Here is a 17,795-nt window from a genome sequence, read left to right as displayed (position 1 = left end):
TATGAGCCAGCCCCCCGTTCCGTTTCTGGACCTCCAGGCCCAACACCGCCAAATCCGCGACGAGGTGTTTGCCGCGTGGGAGGACATTTGCCATTCCTGCCGCTTCGCCCAGGGGCCGCCCACGCAGGTGTTCGAGCGGGAGTTTGCCGCGTATTGCGGCACCCAACATTGCGTTACGTGCAATTCCGGCACCAGCGCCCTGCATCTGGCCTTGCGGGTGTTGGACATCGGGCCGGGGGATGAAGTCATCACCGTGCCCATGACCTTCATTGCCACGGTGTGGGCCATCAGCTATGTGGGCGCGCGACCGGTGTTTGTGGACATTGACCCGGCCCGCCGGACGCTGGACCCCGCACGGCTGGAGGCGGCCATCACCCCCCGCACCAAGGCCATAATGCCGGTGCATCTCTATGGCATGCCGGCCGACATGGCGCCCATCGGGGAAATTGCCGCCCGTCACAACCTGTCGGTGATTGAAGACGCCGCCCAGGCCCACGGCGCGCGGTATCGAGGCCGCCGTGCCGGCCAATGGAGCCGCGTGGCCTGCTTCAGTTTTTATCCCGGCAAAAATCTGGGCGCGTATGGTGAGGGCGGCGCGTTGACCACCGATGATGAAGCTTTGGCGTCACGCGCCCGAAGGTTGCGAGAGCACGGCCAAAGCCGGCGGTATTATCATGAGGAGCTGGGCTACAATTATCGCATGGACAGCCTGCAGGCGGCCGTGCTGAGCGCCAAGCTGAAGCGGCTGGACGCCTGGAATGCGGCGCGCCAGGCGCATGCGCGGCGGTATGACACCTGGCTTGCCGGCCTGCCGGTGACCCGCCCGGCTTTCTTTGCCGATACCGAAAGCGTATGGCATTTGTACGTGATCGAATGCGATCGCCGCGATGAGGTGCGGGAAAAGCTGGCGGCCGCCGGCATCGAAACCGGCCTGCACTATCCGGTGCCGGTGCATCTGCAACAGGCTTATGCCCATCTGGGCTACCAAGCGGGCGACTTCCCGCACTCCGAAGCGCTGGCCCGGCGATGTCTTTCGCTGCCCATGTTTGCGGAAATGACCGAAGCCCAGCAGCAGCGCGTGGTGGCGGCGCTGGCGGAGGCTTTGAAATAATGCCTGTGGCCCATTCCTTACCCATTTACATCTTTGGCGCCGGGGCGCATGGCCGGGTGGTGCTGGATATTTTCCGCGCCAGCGGCCGCCCGGTTGCCGGCTGGCTGGATGACCGGCCGGAACTGGCAGGCACCAGTCCCGAAGGTCTGCCGGTGCTGGGCACGCGCGCATATTTGCACCAGATGCAGGGCCAGGGGAGTGTGCATGTGGCCATTGGATTGAGCACGGCGCGTCTGGCAGTGGGGGAGTGCGTGCTGGCCGCCGGGGTGGCGCTGGCACCCGCGGTTCATCCTTCGGCAATCGTTTCGCCCACGGCGCAGGTGGGTGAAGGCGCCTGTTTATGCGCGGGCACCGTGGTGGGACCGGGAGCCCGGCTGGGCCGACAGGTCATCGTCAACACCGGCGCCACGATTGACCATGATTGCGTGCTGGAAGATGGGGCGTGGGTGGCCCCCGGGGTGACCACCGCTGGAGCGGTGCACATTGGCCGGCTGGCCTACGTCAGCACGGGGGCGGTGCTGGTGGCGGGCGTGCGTGTGGGGGCGGAAGCGGTGGTAGGCGCGGGCGCCGTGGTGGTCAAACCGGTTCCGCCACGGGCCATTGTGCTGGGGGTGCCGGCGCGCGTGGTGGGCCAGGTGGACGAGCATTTTGATTTCAAACGTCTGGTGTCAGGATTTTCTGCTGTATGAGCAAACGCATGGAAGTGCCGGTCACCCGCCCGTGGATGGGCGAGGAGGAAATTGCCGCCGTGGCGGAGGTCATCCGCTCCGGCTGGGTGACCCAAGGCCCCAAAGTGGCGGCCTTTGAGCGGGCGGTGGCCGAGTATGTGGGCGCCCGGCATGCCATTGCCACCACCTCCTGTTCGACGGCGATGTTTTTGTCTTTTCACCTGCTGGGAGTGGGGCCGGGCCATGAGGTCATCATGCCTTCCTTTACGTGCCCGGCCTGTGCCAATGCTGTGCGGCACACGGGCGCGTTGCCGCGGTTTGTGGACATTGACCCGCGCACCTTCAACCTGGACCCGGCCGCCATTGCCCCGGCGGTGAACGAAAAAACCCGGGCCATCCTTGCCATTCACCAATACGGCCTGCCAGCGGAACTGGACGCCATTGAAGCCGAGGCCCGACGTTTCGGGCTGCCGGTGGTGGAGGACGCCGGCGTGGCGCTGGGCGCGGAATACAAAGACCGCAAAATTGGCAATTCCAACAATCCTGCCTGTTTCAGTTTCCACGGGCGCAAGGTGATCACGATGGGCGAAGGGGGGATGATTACCACCAACGACGACGCCTTCGCCGCCCGCGCGGCGGTGGTGCGGTCCCATGGCGCATCGGTTTCCGATTTCAAACGGCATCAGGCAAAAGGAGCGCTCCTCCAACAATACGAGGTGCTGGGTTACAATTTCCGCATGACCGATTTGCAGGCGGCGGTGGGTTTGGTGCAAATGCGCCGGCTGCCCGAAGTGGTGCGCCGCCGGCAGGAGCTGGCTCGGCGGTATGACCAGTTGCTGGCGGACATGCCGGAAGTGGAAATCCCGTATGTGCCGCCGCATTGCCGCAGCAATTACCAGGGGTACATCGTCAAGTTGACCGGCCGTTGCCGCCACAGCCGGGACGAATTGCTCGCCGCCACCGCGGCCCGCGGGGTGGCCTGCCGCCACAATCTCACCTGCCATGACCAGCCCTATTATCAGGCAGTCTGCGGGCCGGTCCGGCTGCCGGTGACCGAGGCCATCGCGCAGCGGTCACTGTGCCTGCCCCTCTTTCCCCTCATGACAGAGGAGGAGCAGGATTACGTGGTGGAGGTGCTCAAGGAAGTGCTGGTGTGAAGCTGTGGCTGCGCCCTGGGACATCCGTCTCTCCGTGGTGATTCCCGCCTACAATGAGCGGGAGAATATAGAAACCACCCTCCGGCAATGCCATGCGGCCCTGAGCCGCTTGTGCCGGGAGTTTGAAATCCTGATTGTCAACGATTGCAGCACTGACGGCACCGGCGAGCTGGCCGAAACTCTGGCGCGCCAACTGCCCGGCGTGCGGGTCTTGCATAACCCCCGCAACCTGCGCCAGGGCGCCAGTTTGATTCGCGGATTTCAGGCCGCGCGTATGGACTGGGTCACCCACAATGCCATGGATTATCCGTTTCATCTGGAGGACCTGGAGCGCGTGTTTCCCCTGCTCCAAAGCCATGAGGTGGTGGCCATTGCCCGCGACCAACGCCCGGATTCCAACCTTTATCGCCGCTTTCTTACCGGCGTAAACCTTTTCCTCCTGCGTAATTTCTTTGGCCTCCGGCTCAAGGATTATAATTTCGTGCAAGTGTACCGCCGCGAGGTGCTGCAAAGCCTGGATTTTTCCGCCACCAGCACCGGCTTTTTAACCCCCAGCCTCCTTTTCCAAGCCCGCGACCGCGGCTGCCGTATTGCCGAAATCACCCTGCCCTACTGGCCACGGGAACGGGGCGTGGCCCGCTCCGGCAATTGGAAGGTGCTGCGCGACACGTTGCGCGATTTGTTGAAGTTCTGGTGGCGCCGTCAATGGAAACGGCGGAGACGTCCCCCCGCCCCAGCTACGGCGCCCCCATCCGGCTGATTTTCAGGTCAATGACCGCAAAGGCAATGACCTGCTGGGTGTTGGGGCCGGCGGGAATCGGGGGGGTGTCCGTCAGGAATTCCAGCACGTTGTTGCCCTTGGCGGCTTCCACCACTGCGTCCACCACGGCCATCTGGCCGGCCGCCAACTGGCCGCGCCAGATTTCGCGGCCGCCATGCCGGATGACCACCAGCCGCGCGGTGGGGCTGCCAATCTGGCATTTGAGGGAATACGGCGTGCCCGCCCGGGCAGGGTTGAAGAAGTCCAGGCGCGCATTGCCCGCGGACCACCGCCGCACGCCGCCGGTAGTGCGCTCGGTGGCGGTCCATCCTGCGCGGGGAATCAGCAAAGCCAGCGCATCGGTCACCGGCTTTTGCGGCTGGGCGGCGGGTTGCAGGCGGATGCAGACCTGCTCCTTGATTTCATCCTCGATGAGATTGGTGCGGCCGGCTTCGATGATTTGTTTCAGGAGGGATTCGCCGTTGTCCTGGTAGCCCTTGCGGCAGAGGTAAATGGCGCCAAAGCCGTATTTTTCCAGTTCAGCCACCATTTGGGCGGCGGGCAGGCGAGCCACCTCGTGCTGCCAGGCCTCGCGCTGGCGGCCGCGGATGTGGCCGTAGGAAAACCGGAGGGTCTTGGTGAACATATACGGGCGCAGCATCTCATAGTCGCTGGCCTGGTGGACCCAGCCGGCCTCGGGAAATTCCATGACGGGCAATTGAAACACCAGGGTGCCGGGCGGCAGAGCGGCTTCCATGGCCGCGCCGAATTGGCGGTCGGCCAGGACTTGTTTACCCAATTCGGTCTGCGGAGTGGCGCGGCCGATGTGGGAAGGCAGGGCCAACTGGTCCAGCAAGCCCACCAGGACCACCGCGGCAGCCACTCCCCAGGACCAGGCTGCGGTCTTGCGGCGGGCCAGGCGGCTGGCGCGGCTGACAAGGAAAAGCAAGGCCAGGGCGGCGATGAACATGCTGTAACGATTCGAGCTGCGGAACAACACCACGCCGCCCAGGGCCATCAGACAATTGACGCCGCCCACCATGGAATAGAGCAATACCCAGAGGGCTTGCAGCAGGTGGGTGGGGATGCGCCGCCGGGTGCGGCGCAAGGCCGCGCGCGCGCCCTCGAGCATCATCCAGCCCAGCCCGCCAATGGCCACCAGGCCGAGGTAGGGGGAAAACATTTCGCCTTTGAGCCAGGCGGAGGCGGCGTATTTTTTACCGATGGCCGCCAGGGCGCCCACGTTGTGCTCCGGCGGCGGGACCAGCAGTTCCATGGGCTTCAGGCCGTACAGCTCGCACTGGAAATAGGCGCGGAAGAAGCCCTCGGTGTTTTTGCCGTGCTGCCACTGGTAAAGAAAGGTGTCGAGGTTGCAGGCAAAAAACATGGCGGCCGCCAGTGCCAGGCAGAAGCCACCGATTTTCAAATTGAGCTTGCGGCGGCGGGTTATCCAATGCGCGGCCAGCCCCAGCAGGGTTAGTTGAAAATATAGATTCAGGTTATAGGGATTGCTCTGGCCGATGAGCAGAGCAGAAATCACACAAAACCAGAAAGGTTTTCCGCCCCACCGCAGGCGTCGGCTGCCCGCCAGCAACCAGGTGCTCAGAAGTGTGAGCGGAATGGTGTAAGAAAGCGCCACCACCAGGTGCGGCAAACTCCGCCACAGGTGATAGTAAATAAAGGAAAACAAAATGGCCGCCGCCATGGATAAAACCCGGTGATATCGCAGGTAACGGCAGACGATGAAAAAGGCCAGGGCCGAGGTGAGGTGGCCCAGCAGAACTCCGAAATTGGCCGCTGCCGTCAGGCCAAACCACCGCGCAAAGATGCCCAGCACAAAAACGAACAGCTCCTCCATGAGCGGATAATCGTCCCAGGCGGCCTGGTCCGGTGCGCCCAACCGGCTCATGGTTTTGGGCAAAAACGGCACGAAATCCCCCTCGCTGGCCGCTTTGATTAACGCCATCATGGAGAGGGAATCGGTGCCGTATGAGGGAGAGACCTTCCAATTTTCCGGGGTTAGCCGGTCGTAATGCAGACCCCACACCAAAAAGACGGCCACCATCAATCCCAACAGCCAGGCCCATTCGCGGCGGATGAATCGCATGGCCCAGTTGTGCCCGAAAATCCCGGCCAAGACAAACCAAACCTTTGCTTTCCGCCGTCCGCCGTTTATGCTGGGGCGCCATGCGCCCCTGGTGGAGCGTGGCTCCCTGCCTTTTCTGGCTGGCATGGCACGTCAGCGCCCAGCCCGCCCCGGATTATTACGCCCCGGCCCTGGGCAAAGCCGGGCGCCCGCTGCGTGAAGCCTTGCATCAAATCGTGCGCGGCCATACCGCCCTCCCCTATACCAGCAGCACCCGCACTGATACCCGCGCCGCCCTGGCCGTGTTGTGGCAGCATCCGCAGGATACGAATCTGCTCTGGCTCACCTACGCCCAGCGTTATCAACCCATTGCCACCTTCGGCACGGCCACCGGCTGGAATCGGGAGCATCGCTGGCCCAACAGCCTGGGGCTGTTCAGCGCCGAGCCGGCCTACAGTGACCTTCACCATCTCCACCCCGATGACGCGACCGTGAACGGCCTGCGCAGCAACAAGTACTATGATGAAAGCGACCCCAATGAGCCGGATTACCGCCAGCCCGCCCATTTTGAAGCGCCCCAATGCTCCAGCGATACCAACTCCTGGGCCGCGCCGCCCGCCGTGCGCGGGGATATTGCGCGTTCCTTGTTCTACATGGCCATACGCTACACCGGCGACACCCTGGGCGAGCCGGCGTTGCGTCTGACGGACGAAACCAATCACATCGTCACCGGCGCCTCATACATGGGCCGGCTGCGGACTTTGTTGGCATGGCACCATGCCGACCCGCCCGATGACGCCGAGCGCCGCCGCAACAATCTCATTGACCAGCTTTACCAGCACAACCGCAATCCCTTCGTGGACCATCCTGAGTGGGTGAATCTTGCCTTCGCGCCACCCCCCGGGCACGCGCCGCGCCTGGAAATTCATCGTGAACTCGACCACTGGCGGCTGCGTTGGATGGCCACCAACCAATTTTGCCTCCTGGAAACTGCTCCCACGCCCACAGGCGCATGGACCACGGTGGAATCATCGCCCGTCCTCACCCATGCCCATTTCGAGCTGCCCTGGCCTTCCTCCCCTGCCGTGCGGGCCCAATTTTTCCGGCTGCGGGTGGTGGACTAAGCCTTTGCCGATGCAACGGTTGGCCGGTCTGGCTTTACGGGGCAGCCACCCCGGGCCGGAAAAATGGAAGGCCCCTGGTGGCCGCGCATTTCCTTTGCCTTTAGGCTTCAGTTGCAGGGCCGGGCAATGGCATGTTGAAGGGCATGTTTGAGCTGCTAAAAACCGATGCCACGAGCAAGGCGCGGCTGGGCCGGCTGCACACCCCGCATGGGGTGGTGGACACGCCCGTGTTCATGCCCGTGGGCACGCAAGCCAGTGTGAAGGCCATTGACCCGCGCGAGCTGGAGGAGATGGGCGCGCAAATCATTTTGGGCAACACATATCATTTGTTCATTCGGCCGGGGTTGGAGATTCTGGAGCAGGCCGGCGGGTTGCACCGGTTCATGAGCTGGGACAAGCCGATATTGACGGACAGCGGCGGCTTTCAAGTGTTCAGTCTGGCCAGCATCCGCAAAATCAAGGCGCATGGAGTGGAATTTCGCTCGCATCTGGACGGCTCGCCCCTGTTCCTGGGCCCCAAAGAGGCCATGCACATCCAGCGGGTGCTGGGGTCCGACATTGCCATGACGTTTGATGAATGCCCGCCGCACGATGCCCCGCCGCGCGAGCTGCGCGCCGCCGTGGACCGCACCCTGCGCTGGGCTTTGGAATGCCGTGAACAGCCCCGCGCCCCGGGCCAGCAGGTCTTTGCCATTGTCCAGGGTGGCTCGGTGGCGCATCTGCGCGAGGAATGCGCCAAAAAACTGGTGGCGATGGAGTTTGATGGTTACGCCATCGGAGGGGTGAGCGTGGGCGAGCCGGAGCCGGAGATGATGAAGGCGGTGGAGATGACCGAGCCCTTTCTGCCAGCGCACAAGGCCCGCTATACGATGGGACTGGGGACGCCCGCGCAGATGGTGGAATTGGTGGCCCGCGGGGTGGACATGTTTGATTGTGTGCTGCCCACCCGGGTGGCTCGCAACGGGACGGCCTTCACCCGCCGGGGCACCTTTAGCATTAAAGGCGGAGCCTACAAGGCCGACTTCCGGCCCATTGAAGAGGGGTGCGATTGCTTTGCCTGCCGCCGCTTTACGCGGGCCTACATCCGGCATCTGTTGAATGTGAATGAAATCCTGGGACTGCGGCTGGTGAGCGTGCACAACAGCCACATGTATTTGCGGCTGATGCAGGAGATTCGCCAGCACTTGCAGGCGGGAACCTTCGGGGAATTTCGGCGTGAGTTTGTGGCCAATTACGTGCCCACCAGCCGGGTGTTGCAAGCCCGGCGGCAGGTGGAAGATGAACGATAGGGCACCGACGGCTCATCCGTCCCGCTCCGTCCTCCTCTCGGAGCCGGCGGAGCATGCTTGGGCGGGCGGCCGGTTTGCGCGGGGAGAGGATTGAGGCTTTATTGGGAGGATGAAAAGCGTTGCAGTCATTGGGGCGTCGAACAACCGCAGCAAGTACGGTAATAAAGCCGTGCGCGCCTACCAGCAGCAGGGCTACACGGTTTATCCCGTGAATCCGCACGAGTCCACCATCGAGGGGTTGCGCGCTTATCCGAGCATCCGCGAAGTGCCTGTGCGGCCGGACATTGTTTCGGTTTACGTGCCCCCCCTGGTTTTGCTTAAATTACTGCCCGAGATTGCCGCCAAGGGTTGCGACGAATTATGGTTGAATCCGGGCACGGAGTCGGAGGAAGTCCTGGCTGAAGCCGCCCGGTTGAGACTCAATGTAATTCAGGCCTGCAGCATATTGGCTGTGGGGCTTTCCCCCGAAACCATGTAGGCGACAGGCGCGGCTGCACCTTTGATGAACTTAGCCTCCAACCGAAGCCTTGAAGTGCTGGGAGTGCGCTATGAGTGGCGCACCCTGCCAGACGGCGGGGAGCTATTTTTGACCGAGCTGGGCCGCCCGCTGGCCGTGCACTTGGAGCCGGCAAACTGGTTTGCCCCTGATTGGTTTCTGAGTCATCGGCAGCGGTTGCTGGGCACCAGCACCATTTGCCGCGTGGCCACCCGGCCGGTGGCGGGCAAATCCCATTTCATTGTGGTCCGCTATAACCGGTTTGGCACGCGCGTGCCACTGGACACTGATGTCCTGTGCGCCTATCCCAATGCTGACTTCAACAGCCCCTTCGAGGAGGTGGCGCATGTGCTGGCGTTGCGGGCGGCGCGTCCGGCCGGGGACGGCCGCCGGGTCATCACCAAGCGGCCCCTGGGCATCTATTCGCCGCCGCAACGATTCGAGCCGTGGCAGCTTGGGCGGACGGAGGATAAAATCGCCGCCGTGCTGCAACGGCATCCGGAGGCCCCCCTGGATACCGGCCGCCAGTATTTATTGTTGTATAGTTGGATTCGGGGGCAGGATGCGGAACAGATGACCGAAGCCCTGAACTGGCCGGACCAGCAGCGGCTGCAATTCTTCCGCGAAATCATGGAGCTGGCCACCGAAGAATTGCGACAGTGCGGCTTCCGGATGCTTGACATTAAGCCGGCGCACTGCATATTGCGCGGGCGCCACAACGGGCAGGTGTTGCGGGATCGCAGGGGCCGCCCGGTGTATGCGCTGGTGGATTACGAGTTGTTGCAGCCGGCGGCCTCAGGGAACGCGCCGGCCCCTCTCGATAACCAACGGGGAACCCGTGGGCAAAACTGCGCGCCAGGCGGCGCGCCCCACGCCCCGCGAGATCCATGATCCATGAAATAGACTGACATGAGCACTGCCCAGCCAACCTCCCTACCGTTCGCCATGCCACCGGAGCTGGCGGAGATTTTGTCGCAGTGTCCGGGATATGTGGTCGCCAGTTCCGTGGAGGAGCTGGTGGAGTTGGCGGCGCCGCCGCAGGGCCAGGACTGGCATGAAGTGGCGTACGATGTGCCCGGCAAGGGGCGCGTGGTGGAAGCCACGGTTTGCCGCGTGCGCAATGGCATCAGCGCCAATTACCCGGAACCTTACATGCGCCGCCGGGACCCTGATTGCATGGTCATTGGAGACAACAAACCCACCAACAAACCCACTTTTCGCGAGCGCTTCGGATGCGACTTCGCCGGCCTGCGCCAGGAAACCTTTGAGTGGTTGAAAAAACAAAAACTGGCGGTGTTCGCCTTTGTGGCCGGAACCGAGGGCAAAGGCGTGGATGCCGTGGCGGTGGCGCCGGCCAACGCCGGTTTTTTTGCGCTGGGCCTGGCATTGCTGCAGGGCATTCTGGATGTGTCGAAGCTGGGCCGACCCTTTGCGCCGCGAGCGGTGATTTACGTGGCCCCGCCCTTCCGGCACACGCACTTTGAAGGCCGGCAGGTGGTGGTGCACAACCGGCTGGAGCATCTGCATGAGATGTTCAGCTACAACCTGTATCCGGGCCCCAGCGCCAAAAAGGGCGTCTATGGCATGTTGCTGGCGCTGGGCGAGCAGGAGGGCTGGGTGGCCGCGCATTGCTCGACGGTGCAGGTCATCACTCCCTACGACAACAAAATCACCATCATGCACGAGGGCGCCAGCGGCGGCGGCAAGAGCGAAATGCTGGAGCACGTTCACCGCCAGCGTGATGGCACTTTGTTGCTGGGCCGGAACATTATCACGGGCGAAGACCGCCGGTTGGTGCTGCCGCGCGCCTGCGAATTGCGGCCGGTCACCGATGACATGGCCTTGTGCCATCCGAGCCTCCGCCACGAGCGCAACAAGGACAAACTGGCGTTGATGGATGCCGAGCAGGCGTGGTTTGTGCGGATTAATCACATCACCCATTACGGGGTGGACCCGCACCTGGAAGAACTGACCATTCATCCGCCGCTTCCCCTGCTCTTTTTGAATGTGGACGCCGTGCCCCGTTCCACCGCCCTGATTTGGGAGCACATTCAGGACGCGCCGGGCGTGCCCTGCCCCAATCCGCGCGTCATCCTGCCGCGTTCCATCGTGCCCGGCATCGTGAACGGGCCGGTGACGGTGGACGTTCGCAGTTTTGGGGTGCGCACTCCACCCTGCACGCAGGAGAATCCCACCTACGGCATCTTCGGTCTGTTTCACATCCTCCCGCCCGCGCTGGCGTGGGTGTGGCGGCTGGTGGCCCCGCGTGGTCATGCCAATCCCAGCATTGTGGCGCAAGAAGGCATGAGCAGCGAAGGGGTGGGCTCCTACTGGCCGTTTGCCACCGGCCGCCGGGTGGACCAGGCCAACTTGTTGCTGGGGCAGATTCTCTCCACTCCCAAGGTCCGCTATATTCTGGTGCCCAATCAACACATTGGCGTCTGGCAGGTGGGCTTCATGCCCCAATGGATTGCCCGGGAATACCTGGCCCGCCGCGGCCATTTCCGGTTCAGCAAGGACCAGATTCGTCCCGCCCGCTGTCCGCTGGCGGGCTATGCCCTTACCTCGCTGGTGTTGGAAGGTCAAAGCATCGCCGCCATTTTCCTGCGCGTCGAAAAACAAATTGAGGTGGGCCCCGAAGCCTACGACAAAGGCGCCGCCATTCTGCGGGACTTTTTCCAAAAGCAATGCCGCGAATTCCTGGAGCCCGACCTGCATCCGCTGGGCCGGCAAATCATTCAATGCGTGCTGGACAACGGCACGGTGGAGGATTACGAGCGGCTGATTCCGCATGGCACGGTGGAGGACACGGATTAATCCTCGCGGTGGACCGCCCCCTCCGCCCAGCAGCAAGCAGCAGGCCATGCCTGATGGCCTGGTGGCAGGAGCCTCGCTCTGATGCTGGCTCATGCCGCTGGAGCCGGAATGGCGTTCCCCTGACCCCTGCACACCCCGGGCAGGAGTAAGCTTCCGCGCCCTTAGAATTCGATTTCGTAGTAGGGCGTTTGCTCGGTTTCACCGTTAAGCACGAAACGCCCAGCCTGCACCGGCAGCATTTTGCCCGTGCGCTGGCCGTCGTGATTGAGCACGTGCACGCGTTGAATCGGCCGCCCCGTCCATTGAATCTCCGCCCGCACCGGTTCCATGAGAATGGGGGCCGTGCCCTTGTTTAAGAGTTCGTTGCCGGCCGGGCCGATTTTCATGCCGGTGTTGCGCGCGCGGGCCAGCGCCACCACCAACACCCGCCGGGCGTTGGCCAGTGTGGCCTGGCGCTCCACGGCGGTGACGTAGAGCGCGGCAAACCTGGAGCGGGGCGTCAGGGTCAATTCCCCGAGCCGCGCCGGCTGGCCTTCGGCGAAACCCACCACGGCCTTGGTGGCGGGGGTATCCAGTGTGAAATATCCGCTGGTGGGAGTCTGGCCTTCTTTCCAGCGCAATTGCCGTGTGGCCGACACCAGGACATCGCCCTGGATGTAAGGTTTCAAATCAAAGGGGGGGGTCTCGCGCCAGGCGGAGGTGAAGTCCACCACACAGCGTGTGACGGCCAGCGCGCGAGCGGGCACCTGGGCGCTGTCCAGCTCCTTGTCGTCATACCCCTGAGCCACGGAATCTTCAAAACCGAGCTTGCCTTGGAATAGGGAGGGCATGTGGACGTGGCGGACGGCCTGCGGGGGAGCCTCCTGCACATCCCCGCGCAACACCTGCCTTGCCACGGCCGGGAATACGCCCAGGATTTGCGGCGCCACCACGTCCCATTCACTACCGCCCAACTGGCGGCTGAAGGTGCCCTGGTCGCCGTTTTGAAACATGTAGGAAGTATCCCAGCCCTGCAGGCCCATGCCGTAGGCGCCGATAATGGCCGGGCCTTCCACACCCCATTCATTCGGGAAAACATGAATCCACTCGGAGAGCATGAAGGGGCGGTCGGCCACCTGCTGCAGACCGCTGCTCAACATGCCGGAACCGGCGCGCGCGAGCATGGAGCCGGAGCGAAAGGAGCGGCCCTGCCCGCCGCCGAAGTAGTTGTGCCGGTCAATGAGGCCCACGCGGTAATCCGCATGCAAATTGGCGTAATGGCTGAAGGCGCGGCCGGCCTGCCAGTTGCTGCCGAGGATTTCACCGTCGTAACCCGCAGCGCGCACGGCGGCCACATACCGGTCATACGCCTCGCATTGTAATTCGTATAAAAATTGGAGGGTGTCCAGCAGCCGCTGGCGACGAAACGCCTGGCTGCCGTTCAACTGCGCCGGGTCCCAATACCACGGATTGCCCAGCGGGAGGATGTTGCGCTGGTCCAGGTGTTCACCGGCGGGGAAGCCTTCATTTTGGAAACCATCGAGGGCTTTCTCGCCCCAGGCCTTGAGAAGGCCGGCGTGGGTGCCGTATTTTTTGCGGAGCCAGTCAGAAAACCTTTCCCCCACCTGCCGGCGCAGGGTGGCGCTTTTTTGGAGCGGCTGCATGGAGGTGTAAAAGAAGATGCTTTGCTCATTGATGATTTCGACGGCCCACATCGCCGGGTCTTTGGCGTAGGTGAGTCCGGTGTAGGTGTTGGTGTGTTTAAGCAGATTGACCATCTGGCGAATCTGCAGGCGCTGCAGCTCGGGTGAGTAAAAAAACGCGCTGTGGGGCGCCCGGACCCGCCCGCCACGGCCTTGCGGCTGCCCGAATTCGTCCAGGTAGGGCACATCCCGGCGGTCCGCGGCTCCCATGCTGACCGTGCCAAAGTGGGCGCTAAGTTTGACAAATATGCCGGCCTCCTTGAATTTGGCGATTTGATAATCCATGCGGTCCAGGCCGGCCGGGTCATACTCCGCCGCGCTGTCCTCGGCCTGAATGCCAGCCCAGCCGGGGCCATCGGCGAATTTGTGCAGGCGCACGCTGTTGATGCCGTAACGGGCATAGAGCGCGGCGCGTTTTTCGGCCAGCGGCTTTTCCGGAGCGCAAGTGGCATAACACAAGTTGAGGCCCCAGAGTTTGATGGGCTGATTTTGATAGAGGAGTTGATGGCCCTGCCGCACTATGCGGCCGTGCTTCCCCGCCGGTTTGTCCAGCCACCCGCTCATGTCGAGCACGGAATCCGCGCCCGCACCCGTGCCGCGCCACGGATACCAGGCGGCCATGTTGTCCAGGTCGGGGATTTCCGCCGGACTGGCATACCAGGTAATGGCGGCAGGCAGGGTGAGCGTGAGCTTCAAGTCCCGGCCGCCCCCGGCTGCCAGCCGCTTTCTGGCCAGCACGATGCGGGCGGCGCCATCCGCATCCACATCTATGGGCGGCTCCAGGCGCAGGACGGCTTCCATGCCGGCTGGCGAGCGAAAGCGGAGGACGCTGACAGCTTCGCCCACCGGCCCCAAGGGCAGCGGCAGGGATAGAGTGCGGCTTTTGCCGGACATTTCCGCCACCAGTTGCCCGCCCTTGAAGATGCCGGCGGCGGGCGCCACCTCGGCAATGAAGAGGGTCAAATCAGCATCCTTGTCCGCACTGAGGGAATAATTCACCTGCAAGGTATCCGGCCCGGTTTGCTGCGCTGCCAGTTTAAGCGACAGCGTGGCAGGGCCGATGGCACAGGAAAACATGCCGGAAGCGACGCGGTTTTCCGCCTTTGTGCCTCCCTTGAGGCCCGTCCAAGCCCAGTTTGGCCCCCAGGCCGCCAATCCCAAGCGCATGAAATCCTGCCCTTGGCGACTGATGCTGATGCCTCCCTGGCCGTCCGCCAGAGCGATGAATGGCGTTGGCGCGGCAGGGGCGGCTGCGCTTGCGGAACCTGCCAGGACGCTGGCGAATAACAGGGCGCTCAAGAAATAATGGGTCATGACTTTCATGAACGGCAGCAAACTGGAGCAGCCGGAGCTGGTCAAGGCCGAAATCCAAGGACCTCTTCACCTGGGGGACCAGGTGGCCGCTGAAACGAGGACCGGGGCAATGACCCAGCCAACCGCCACCAGTGAAGGAGTAAAACCGACCGATGCGCTCACTTGAGGACAATCCAGGTGCCGGCCAGGCGGTCCTGCAAGCCGCGCTCGGGACGCCAGACGCCATAAATGGCGGCGGCCAAAGCCAGCAGCGCTGCGCCGGCCAGCCCCAGCAACAGCAGTTGGACGAGGAGGGGCAGGGATTGGACCAGTCCGAGGGTTTGCGGTTGGCGCAACGCCTCCTGGACGGTGAAGAAAAACACGAGGCACAGACTCGACATCAAAATCAGGGGAAACCACACCACCACCCAGCGCCATAACAGCCGCCAGCGGCTGGCGCGGTCGCCCTGGTTGTTCACCACGGCCATGCCGGCGAGGTCCACAATCCGGGCCTTGCCGGCCAGGAGAGCAGAAACCAGCTCCAGCACGCCCCAGAGCAGCGGGGCAAGTATCAGGAAGCCGGCCGCGGCCAGCCCGCTGGTCAGGAGGGTGGCGCGGTCAAACATGGCCACCGTGCCGGACAGTTCTTTTTTGGCGCGCTCCACCAGGGCGGCCTCGGGAGGGGGCTGGCGGTTGACGACTTCTTTTAACAGTTGGCGGTCTTGCTCGGTGAACGCGCTGGCGAGCGGGCGGTTTTCCCAAAAAGCGGCATTGTTAATCAGGGAGGCATAATGCCCCACAATAAATGCCCGCGCCAGCGCTTCGTCCGGAGGATTGGGCAGGGGGAAATCCCCCGCCTGCTGGGCCACGCGGTACATGGTCACGGCTCCGCGGAGGGAAGGCAGGTTGCCATATTCGGCCCGCCAGGCTTGCTGCCAGCGGAAGTATTCCAGGCTGCTGGCCACCAGGATGATGCCGCTCAAGAGCACGATTGCCGCCGGCACCAAAAAGATGGAAAGCCCGCGCCGCACGCGGCTGACCACTGCATCCCGGCCGGTCAGGGAGCGGAGGTTGCCCAGCACAAATTCCATGCGGTCAAACGCCGCACGCGCCAGGCTGTCCAGGAAACCCCGCGCATGCAAGGGCGCAGGCGCCCGCACCCCTTTGCCTGATGGCGGAGGCATGGGCAGATGACGCGGTTCCAGCACGCGCCGCACCATGGCATCGAGAAATTTTTGGGCGGCGTGGGGACTGTCCAGGGGCCACACCACCGCATCGGCTGGTTCCACCGGCGCTGCCGCGGGGGCAGGAAATTCCAGCCATACGGCGGTGCCAGCGCGGGAAATCCAAAGGCGGTTCAACGCGAGCGGGGGCGGCAATTCCAGTTCTTTGAGGCACGCATCCAATTCGACGGCCATGTCCAGCAGCCAAAAACGCACTTCCGCCCAGGCGCGCGGGCGGCGGCCCAAATCCGTCAAGGCCGCCCCGGCCACCGCGTCGTAGGCATCCCATAGACCGCAGGGAAGAGTGCCGCCGCACAACCAGCGCAAACGGCCGGGCCGCGCCAGCTCGCGGCGGGCCAGGGAGACGGCGGGGGCGGTGTCGGGACGCACATGCACCCAGACCTGCCGGCGCAGGACGGTGTCCTCGGCGAGGTATAATGCCTCGCCTGCGGCCTCGTTCTGCCACAAGCAGGCGAGCGTCCGAAAATAGCCAAACGCGGGCAAAGGCGCGGGGCTGGAGGGCGGCGGCGCGGGGTTCAGGCACTCAGCCGGCCGCAAGGCGGGGCGGCGCTGGGTTTTGGGACGCACGATGACGCGCGTGCCGCTGAAGCGGTCCAAAAGGGCCACGTAGCCGAAGCGTTTCCAGAGGGTGGCATACAACAGGAGAAACAAGCCGGCGCCGAGGGTGTCACTCCATCCCAGCCAGTCATGCTGGCGCATGATGCGGTATTCGTCCGCGCCCAAAAACAGCAGGGCCACCAGGGCGGGCAGCAGTTCCGGCGATAAAAACAACAAGGTCCGGGCGGCGGCCCGCGGCAGGCCGGGGACGTCCCCGCGCTGATTGACCACCCGCAGGCCCAGCAACGCCTTGCCCAGACCCGCGCCCCAGTGGCCTTCGCAAATTACCCAATACCCAAAGCCCCATAAAAAGAGCGGCAGCCACATCAGCGCGGCGGTCCAGGTGCGCTCCATCAGGAGGGTGTCTTGCGGGGATTGCCCCCAATATAAATGGGACAGCATCGCCGGCAGCGAGGCGATGAGGGAATCCACCAAGCCCGCCACAGCCCGAGGAGCGGGCCGCGCGGGTTCCGTTTCGGCGCGGGTGAAGGGAAGCAAAGCATCGCGGAGCTCGCCGTAGGAGGCAAACCGGGCTTTGGGTTCCTTGGCCAGACAGCGGAGGATGATGCGGGACAAGGCTTCGGGCAAATCCGGCCGCAGGCTGTTGGGTGGCGGCGGCGGTTTGTCCAGGACCTCGGTGATGAGCCTGACCATGTCCGAGCTTGCAAAGGGCAGCCGCGCCGTAAGCAAGTGATAGAGGGTGGCCCCCACGGAATAAATATCCGAGGCCACAGTCAGCTCTTCGCCGCGCAATTGTTCCGGAGAGGCGTAAGCCGGGGTGCCCAGCCAGGTGCCGGTGGCCGTAAGCAGGGAATCGCCGCGGGCCAGGGTGTTCACGGCCAGGCCAAAATCGCCGATTTTGATTGCGCCATCGGCGCTGACAAAGCAATTGGACGGTTTGATATCCCGATGCAACACGCCGGCGGCATGGGCGGCTTCCAGACCGGCAATCACTTGCAACATCGCCTCCACCGCCTCCGTCACCGGCAGCGGCCCCGACTGGCGGAGGCGGTCGCTGAGCGTGCCCCCGCGGGCCAGCTCCATGGCAATGACGGGAGTTTGTTGAACTTCGGCTCCGCCATGCACATAAACGACATGCGGATGGTTGATGGAGGCCGCCAGGCGGGCCTCGCGCAGGAAGCGCTTGCGGTCCTCTTCCGAGCCGAAGGTATGGCCCATGACCTTCAGCGCCACCAGCCGGCCGGTGTCCAGTTGCTCGGCCTCAAAGACTTCTCCCATCCCCCCTCGGCCCAGCAGGCGGCGGATGCGGTAGCCACCGAAGACTTCACCGGCCCGTGGTCGCGCCGCTCCCGCAGAGGGGTCGCTGGCAGGAGGCTGGCGGCAATGGGGGCACAGCCCCGGCGGGGCGTCGTCAGGCAAAGGCGCGCCACAAACTGGACAAATGCGGAGGGTCTTGTCCATATCTCAGCCAACTGCCGCCGTCCGGCCGCGCCGCCAGAGCGCCGGGCGA

13 protein-coding genes are annotated in these 17,795 nt (G+C 63.8%); 10 read left to right on the top strand and 3 right to left on the bottom strand.

The window, feature by feature from the left end; genetic code table 11:
• The first annotated feature begins 1 nt into the window (after position 1).
• The 4 genes from NXS98_RS16215 to NXS98_RS16200 are packed head-to-tail and all read left to right on the top strand — an operon-like array spanning position 2 to position 3,696.
• On the top strand, positions 2 to 1,111 hold the full coding sequence (locus tag NXS98_RS16215; protein WP_283846097.1) for a DegT/DnrJ/EryC1/StrS family aminotransferase: 1,110 nt from the start codon (positions 2 to 4) through the stop codon (positions 1,109 to 1,111).
• 5 nt (positions 1,112 to 1,116) lie between these two features.
• On the top strand, positions 1,117 to 1,800 hold the full coding sequence (locus NXS98_RS16210; protein ID WP_283846096.1) for a NeuD/PglB/VioB family sugar acetyltransferase: 684 nt from the start codon (positions 1,117 to 1,119) through the stop codon (positions 1,798 to 1,800).
• Complete coding sequence (locus tag NXS98_RS16205; protein WP_283846095.1) at positions 1,797 to 2,936, top strand: DegT/DnrJ/EryC1/StrS family aminotransferase; 1,140 nt, start codon at positions 1,797 to 1,799, stop codon at positions 2,934 to 2,936. Before NXS98_RS16210 ends, NXS98_RS16205 begins: the two co-directional genes overlap by 4 nt.
• 4 nt (positions 2,937 to 2,940) lie before the next feature.
• On the top strand, positions 2,941 to 3,696 hold the full coding sequence (locus tag NXS98_RS16200) for a glycosyltransferase family 2 protein (RefSeq protein ID WP_283846094.1): 756 nt from the start codon (positions 2,941 to 2,943) through the stop codon (positions 3,694 to 3,696).
• Here NXS98_RS16200 and NXS98_RS16195 read toward each other — a convergent pair.
• A complete protein-coding gene (locus NXS98_RS16195) occupies positions 3,674 to 5,803 on the bottom strand; it encodes a hypothetical protein (protein ID WP_283846093.1) in 2,130 nt (709 codons plus the stop codon). The two genes, NXS98_RS16200 and NXS98_RS16195, sit on opposite strands and share 23 nt — an antisense overlap.
• A gap of 80 nt (positions 5,804 to 5,883) precedes the next feature.
• On the opposite strand from NXS98_RS16195, the gene NXS98_RS16190 reads away from it, so the two are divergent.
• The 5 genes from NXS98_RS16190 to NXS98_RS16170 all read left to right on the top strand — a co-directional run bounded on the left by NXS98_RS16190 (position 5,884) and on the right by NXS98_RS16170 (position 11,508).
• Positions 5,884 to 6,906: an endonuclease I family protein gene (locus NXS98_RS16190; protein WP_283846092.1), complete on the top strand. Its 1,023-nt coding sequence runs from the start codon at positions 5,884 to 5,886 to the stop codon at positions 6,904 to 6,906.
• A 143-nt stretch (positions 6,907 to 7,049) separates the two neighbouring features.
• The gene (gene tgt / locus NXS98_RS16185; protein WP_283846091.1) at positions 7,050 to 8,195 is read left to right on the top strand and encodes a tRNA guanosine(34) transglycosylase Tgt; all 1,146 of its coding nucleotides are present in this window, start codon (positions 7,050 to 7,052) and stop codon (positions 8,193 to 8,195) included.
• 109 nt (positions 8,196 to 8,304) lie between these two features.
• The gene (locus tag NXS98_RS16180) at positions 8,305 to 8,673 is read left to right on the top strand and encodes a CoA-binding protein (RefSeq protein ID WP_283846090.1); all 369 of its coding nucleotides are present in this window, start codon (positions 8,305 to 8,307) and stop codon (positions 8,671 to 8,673) included.
• A 24-nt stretch (positions 8,674 to 8,697) separates the two neighbouring features.
• Positions 8,698 to 9,582 carry a hypothetical protein gene (locus NXS98_RS16175; protein WP_283846089.1) on the top strand — a complete coding sequence of 295 codons (885 nt, stop codon included), beginning with the start codon at positions 8,698 to 8,700 and terminating at the stop codon, positions 9,580 to 9,582.
• Positions 9,583 to 9,600: 18 nt separating this feature from the next.
• Positions 9,601 to 11,508: a DUF4914 family protein gene (locus tag NXS98_RS16170; RefSeq protein ID WP_283846088.1), complete on the top strand. Its 1,908-nt coding sequence runs from the start codon at positions 9,601 to 9,603 to the stop codon at positions 11,506 to 11,508.
• Between the two features lie 161 nt (positions 11,509 to 11,669).
• Here NXS98_RS16170 and NXS98_RS16165 read toward each other — a convergent pair whose 3' ends face one another.
• The gene (locus NXS98_RS16165) at positions 11,670 to 14,513 is read right to left on the bottom strand and encodes a beta-galactosidase (protein WP_283846087.1); all 2,844 of its coding nucleotides are present in this window, start codon (positions 14,511 to 14,513) and stop codon (positions 11,670 to 11,672) included.
• On the opposite strand from NXS98_RS16165, the gene NXS98_RS16160 reads away from it, so the two are divergent.
• Positions 14,512 to 14,670, top strand: coding sequence for a hypothetical protein (locus NXS98_RS16160; protein ID WP_283846086.1), 159 nt, complete (start codon positions 14,512 to 14,514; stop codon positions 14,668 to 14,670). The two genes, NXS98_RS16165 and NXS98_RS16160, sit on opposite strands and share 2 nt — an antisense overlap.
• Here the strand turns inward: NXS98_RS16160 and NXS98_RS16155 are convergent.
• The gene (locus NXS98_RS16155; RefSeq protein WP_283846085.1) at positions 14,663 to 17,746 is read right to left on the bottom strand and encodes a protein kinase domain-containing protein; all 3,084 of its coding nucleotides are present in this window, start codon (positions 17,744 to 17,746) and stop codon (positions 14,663 to 14,665) included. The genes NXS98_RS16160 and NXS98_RS16155 overlap by 8 nt on opposite strands.
• Between the last annotated feature and the right edge of the window lie 49 nt (positions 17,747 to 17,795).

This window comes from Fontisphaera persica (assembly GCF_024832785.1).
GTDB lineage: Bacteria > Verrucomicrobiota > Verrucomicrobiia > Limisphaerales > Fontisphaeraceae > Fontisphaera > Fontisphaera persica.
Note: the sequence above shows the minus strand (reverse complement) of the source record. Positions and strands in the feature narration are given on the sequence as shown.

Coding starts and splice junctions, on each gene's coding strand:
- NXS98_RS16215 (WP_283846097.1), top strand. CDS start 2: ATGAGCCAGCCCCCCGTTCCGTTTCTGGACCTCCAGGCCCAACACCGC.
- NXS98_RS16180 (WP_283846090.1), top strand. CDS start 8,305: ATGAAAAGCGTTGCAGTCATTGGGGCGTCGAACAACCGCAGCAAGTAC.
- NXS98_RS16205 (WP_283846095.1), top strand. CDS start 1,797: ATGAGCAAACGCATGGAAGTGCCGGTCACCCGCCCGTGGATGGGCGAG.
- NXS98_RS16175 (WP_283846089.1), top strand. CDS start 8,698: ATGAACTTAGCCTCCAACCGAAGCCTTGAAGTGCTGGGAGTGCGCTAT.
- tgt (WP_283846091.1), top strand. CDS start 7,050: ATGTTTGAGCTGCTAAAAACCGATGCCACGAGCAAGGCGCGGCTGGGC.
- NXS98_RS16160 (WP_283846086.1), top strand. CDS start 14,512: ATGAACGGCAGCAAACTGGAGCAGCCGGAGCTGGTCAAGGCCGAAATC.
- NXS98_RS16195 (WP_283846093.1), bottom strand. CDS start 5,803: ATGCGATTCATCCGCCGCGAATGGGCCTGGCTGTTGGGATTGATGGTG.
- NXS98_RS16165 (WP_283846087.1), bottom strand. CDS start 14,513: ATGAAAGTCATGACCCATTATTTCTTGAGCGCCCTGTTATTCGCCAGC.
- NXS98_RS16155 (WP_283846085.1), bottom strand. CDS start 17,746: ATGGACAAGACCCTCCGCATTTGTCCAGTTTGTGGCGCGCCTTTGCCT.
- NXS98_RS16170 (WP_283846088.1), top strand. CDS start 9,601: ATGAGCACTGCCCAGCCAACCTCCCTACCGTTCGCCATGCCACCGGAG.
- NXS98_RS16190 (WP_283846092.1), top strand. CDS start 5,884: ATGCGCCCCTGGTGGAGCGTGGCTCCCTGCCTTTTCTGGCTGGCATGG.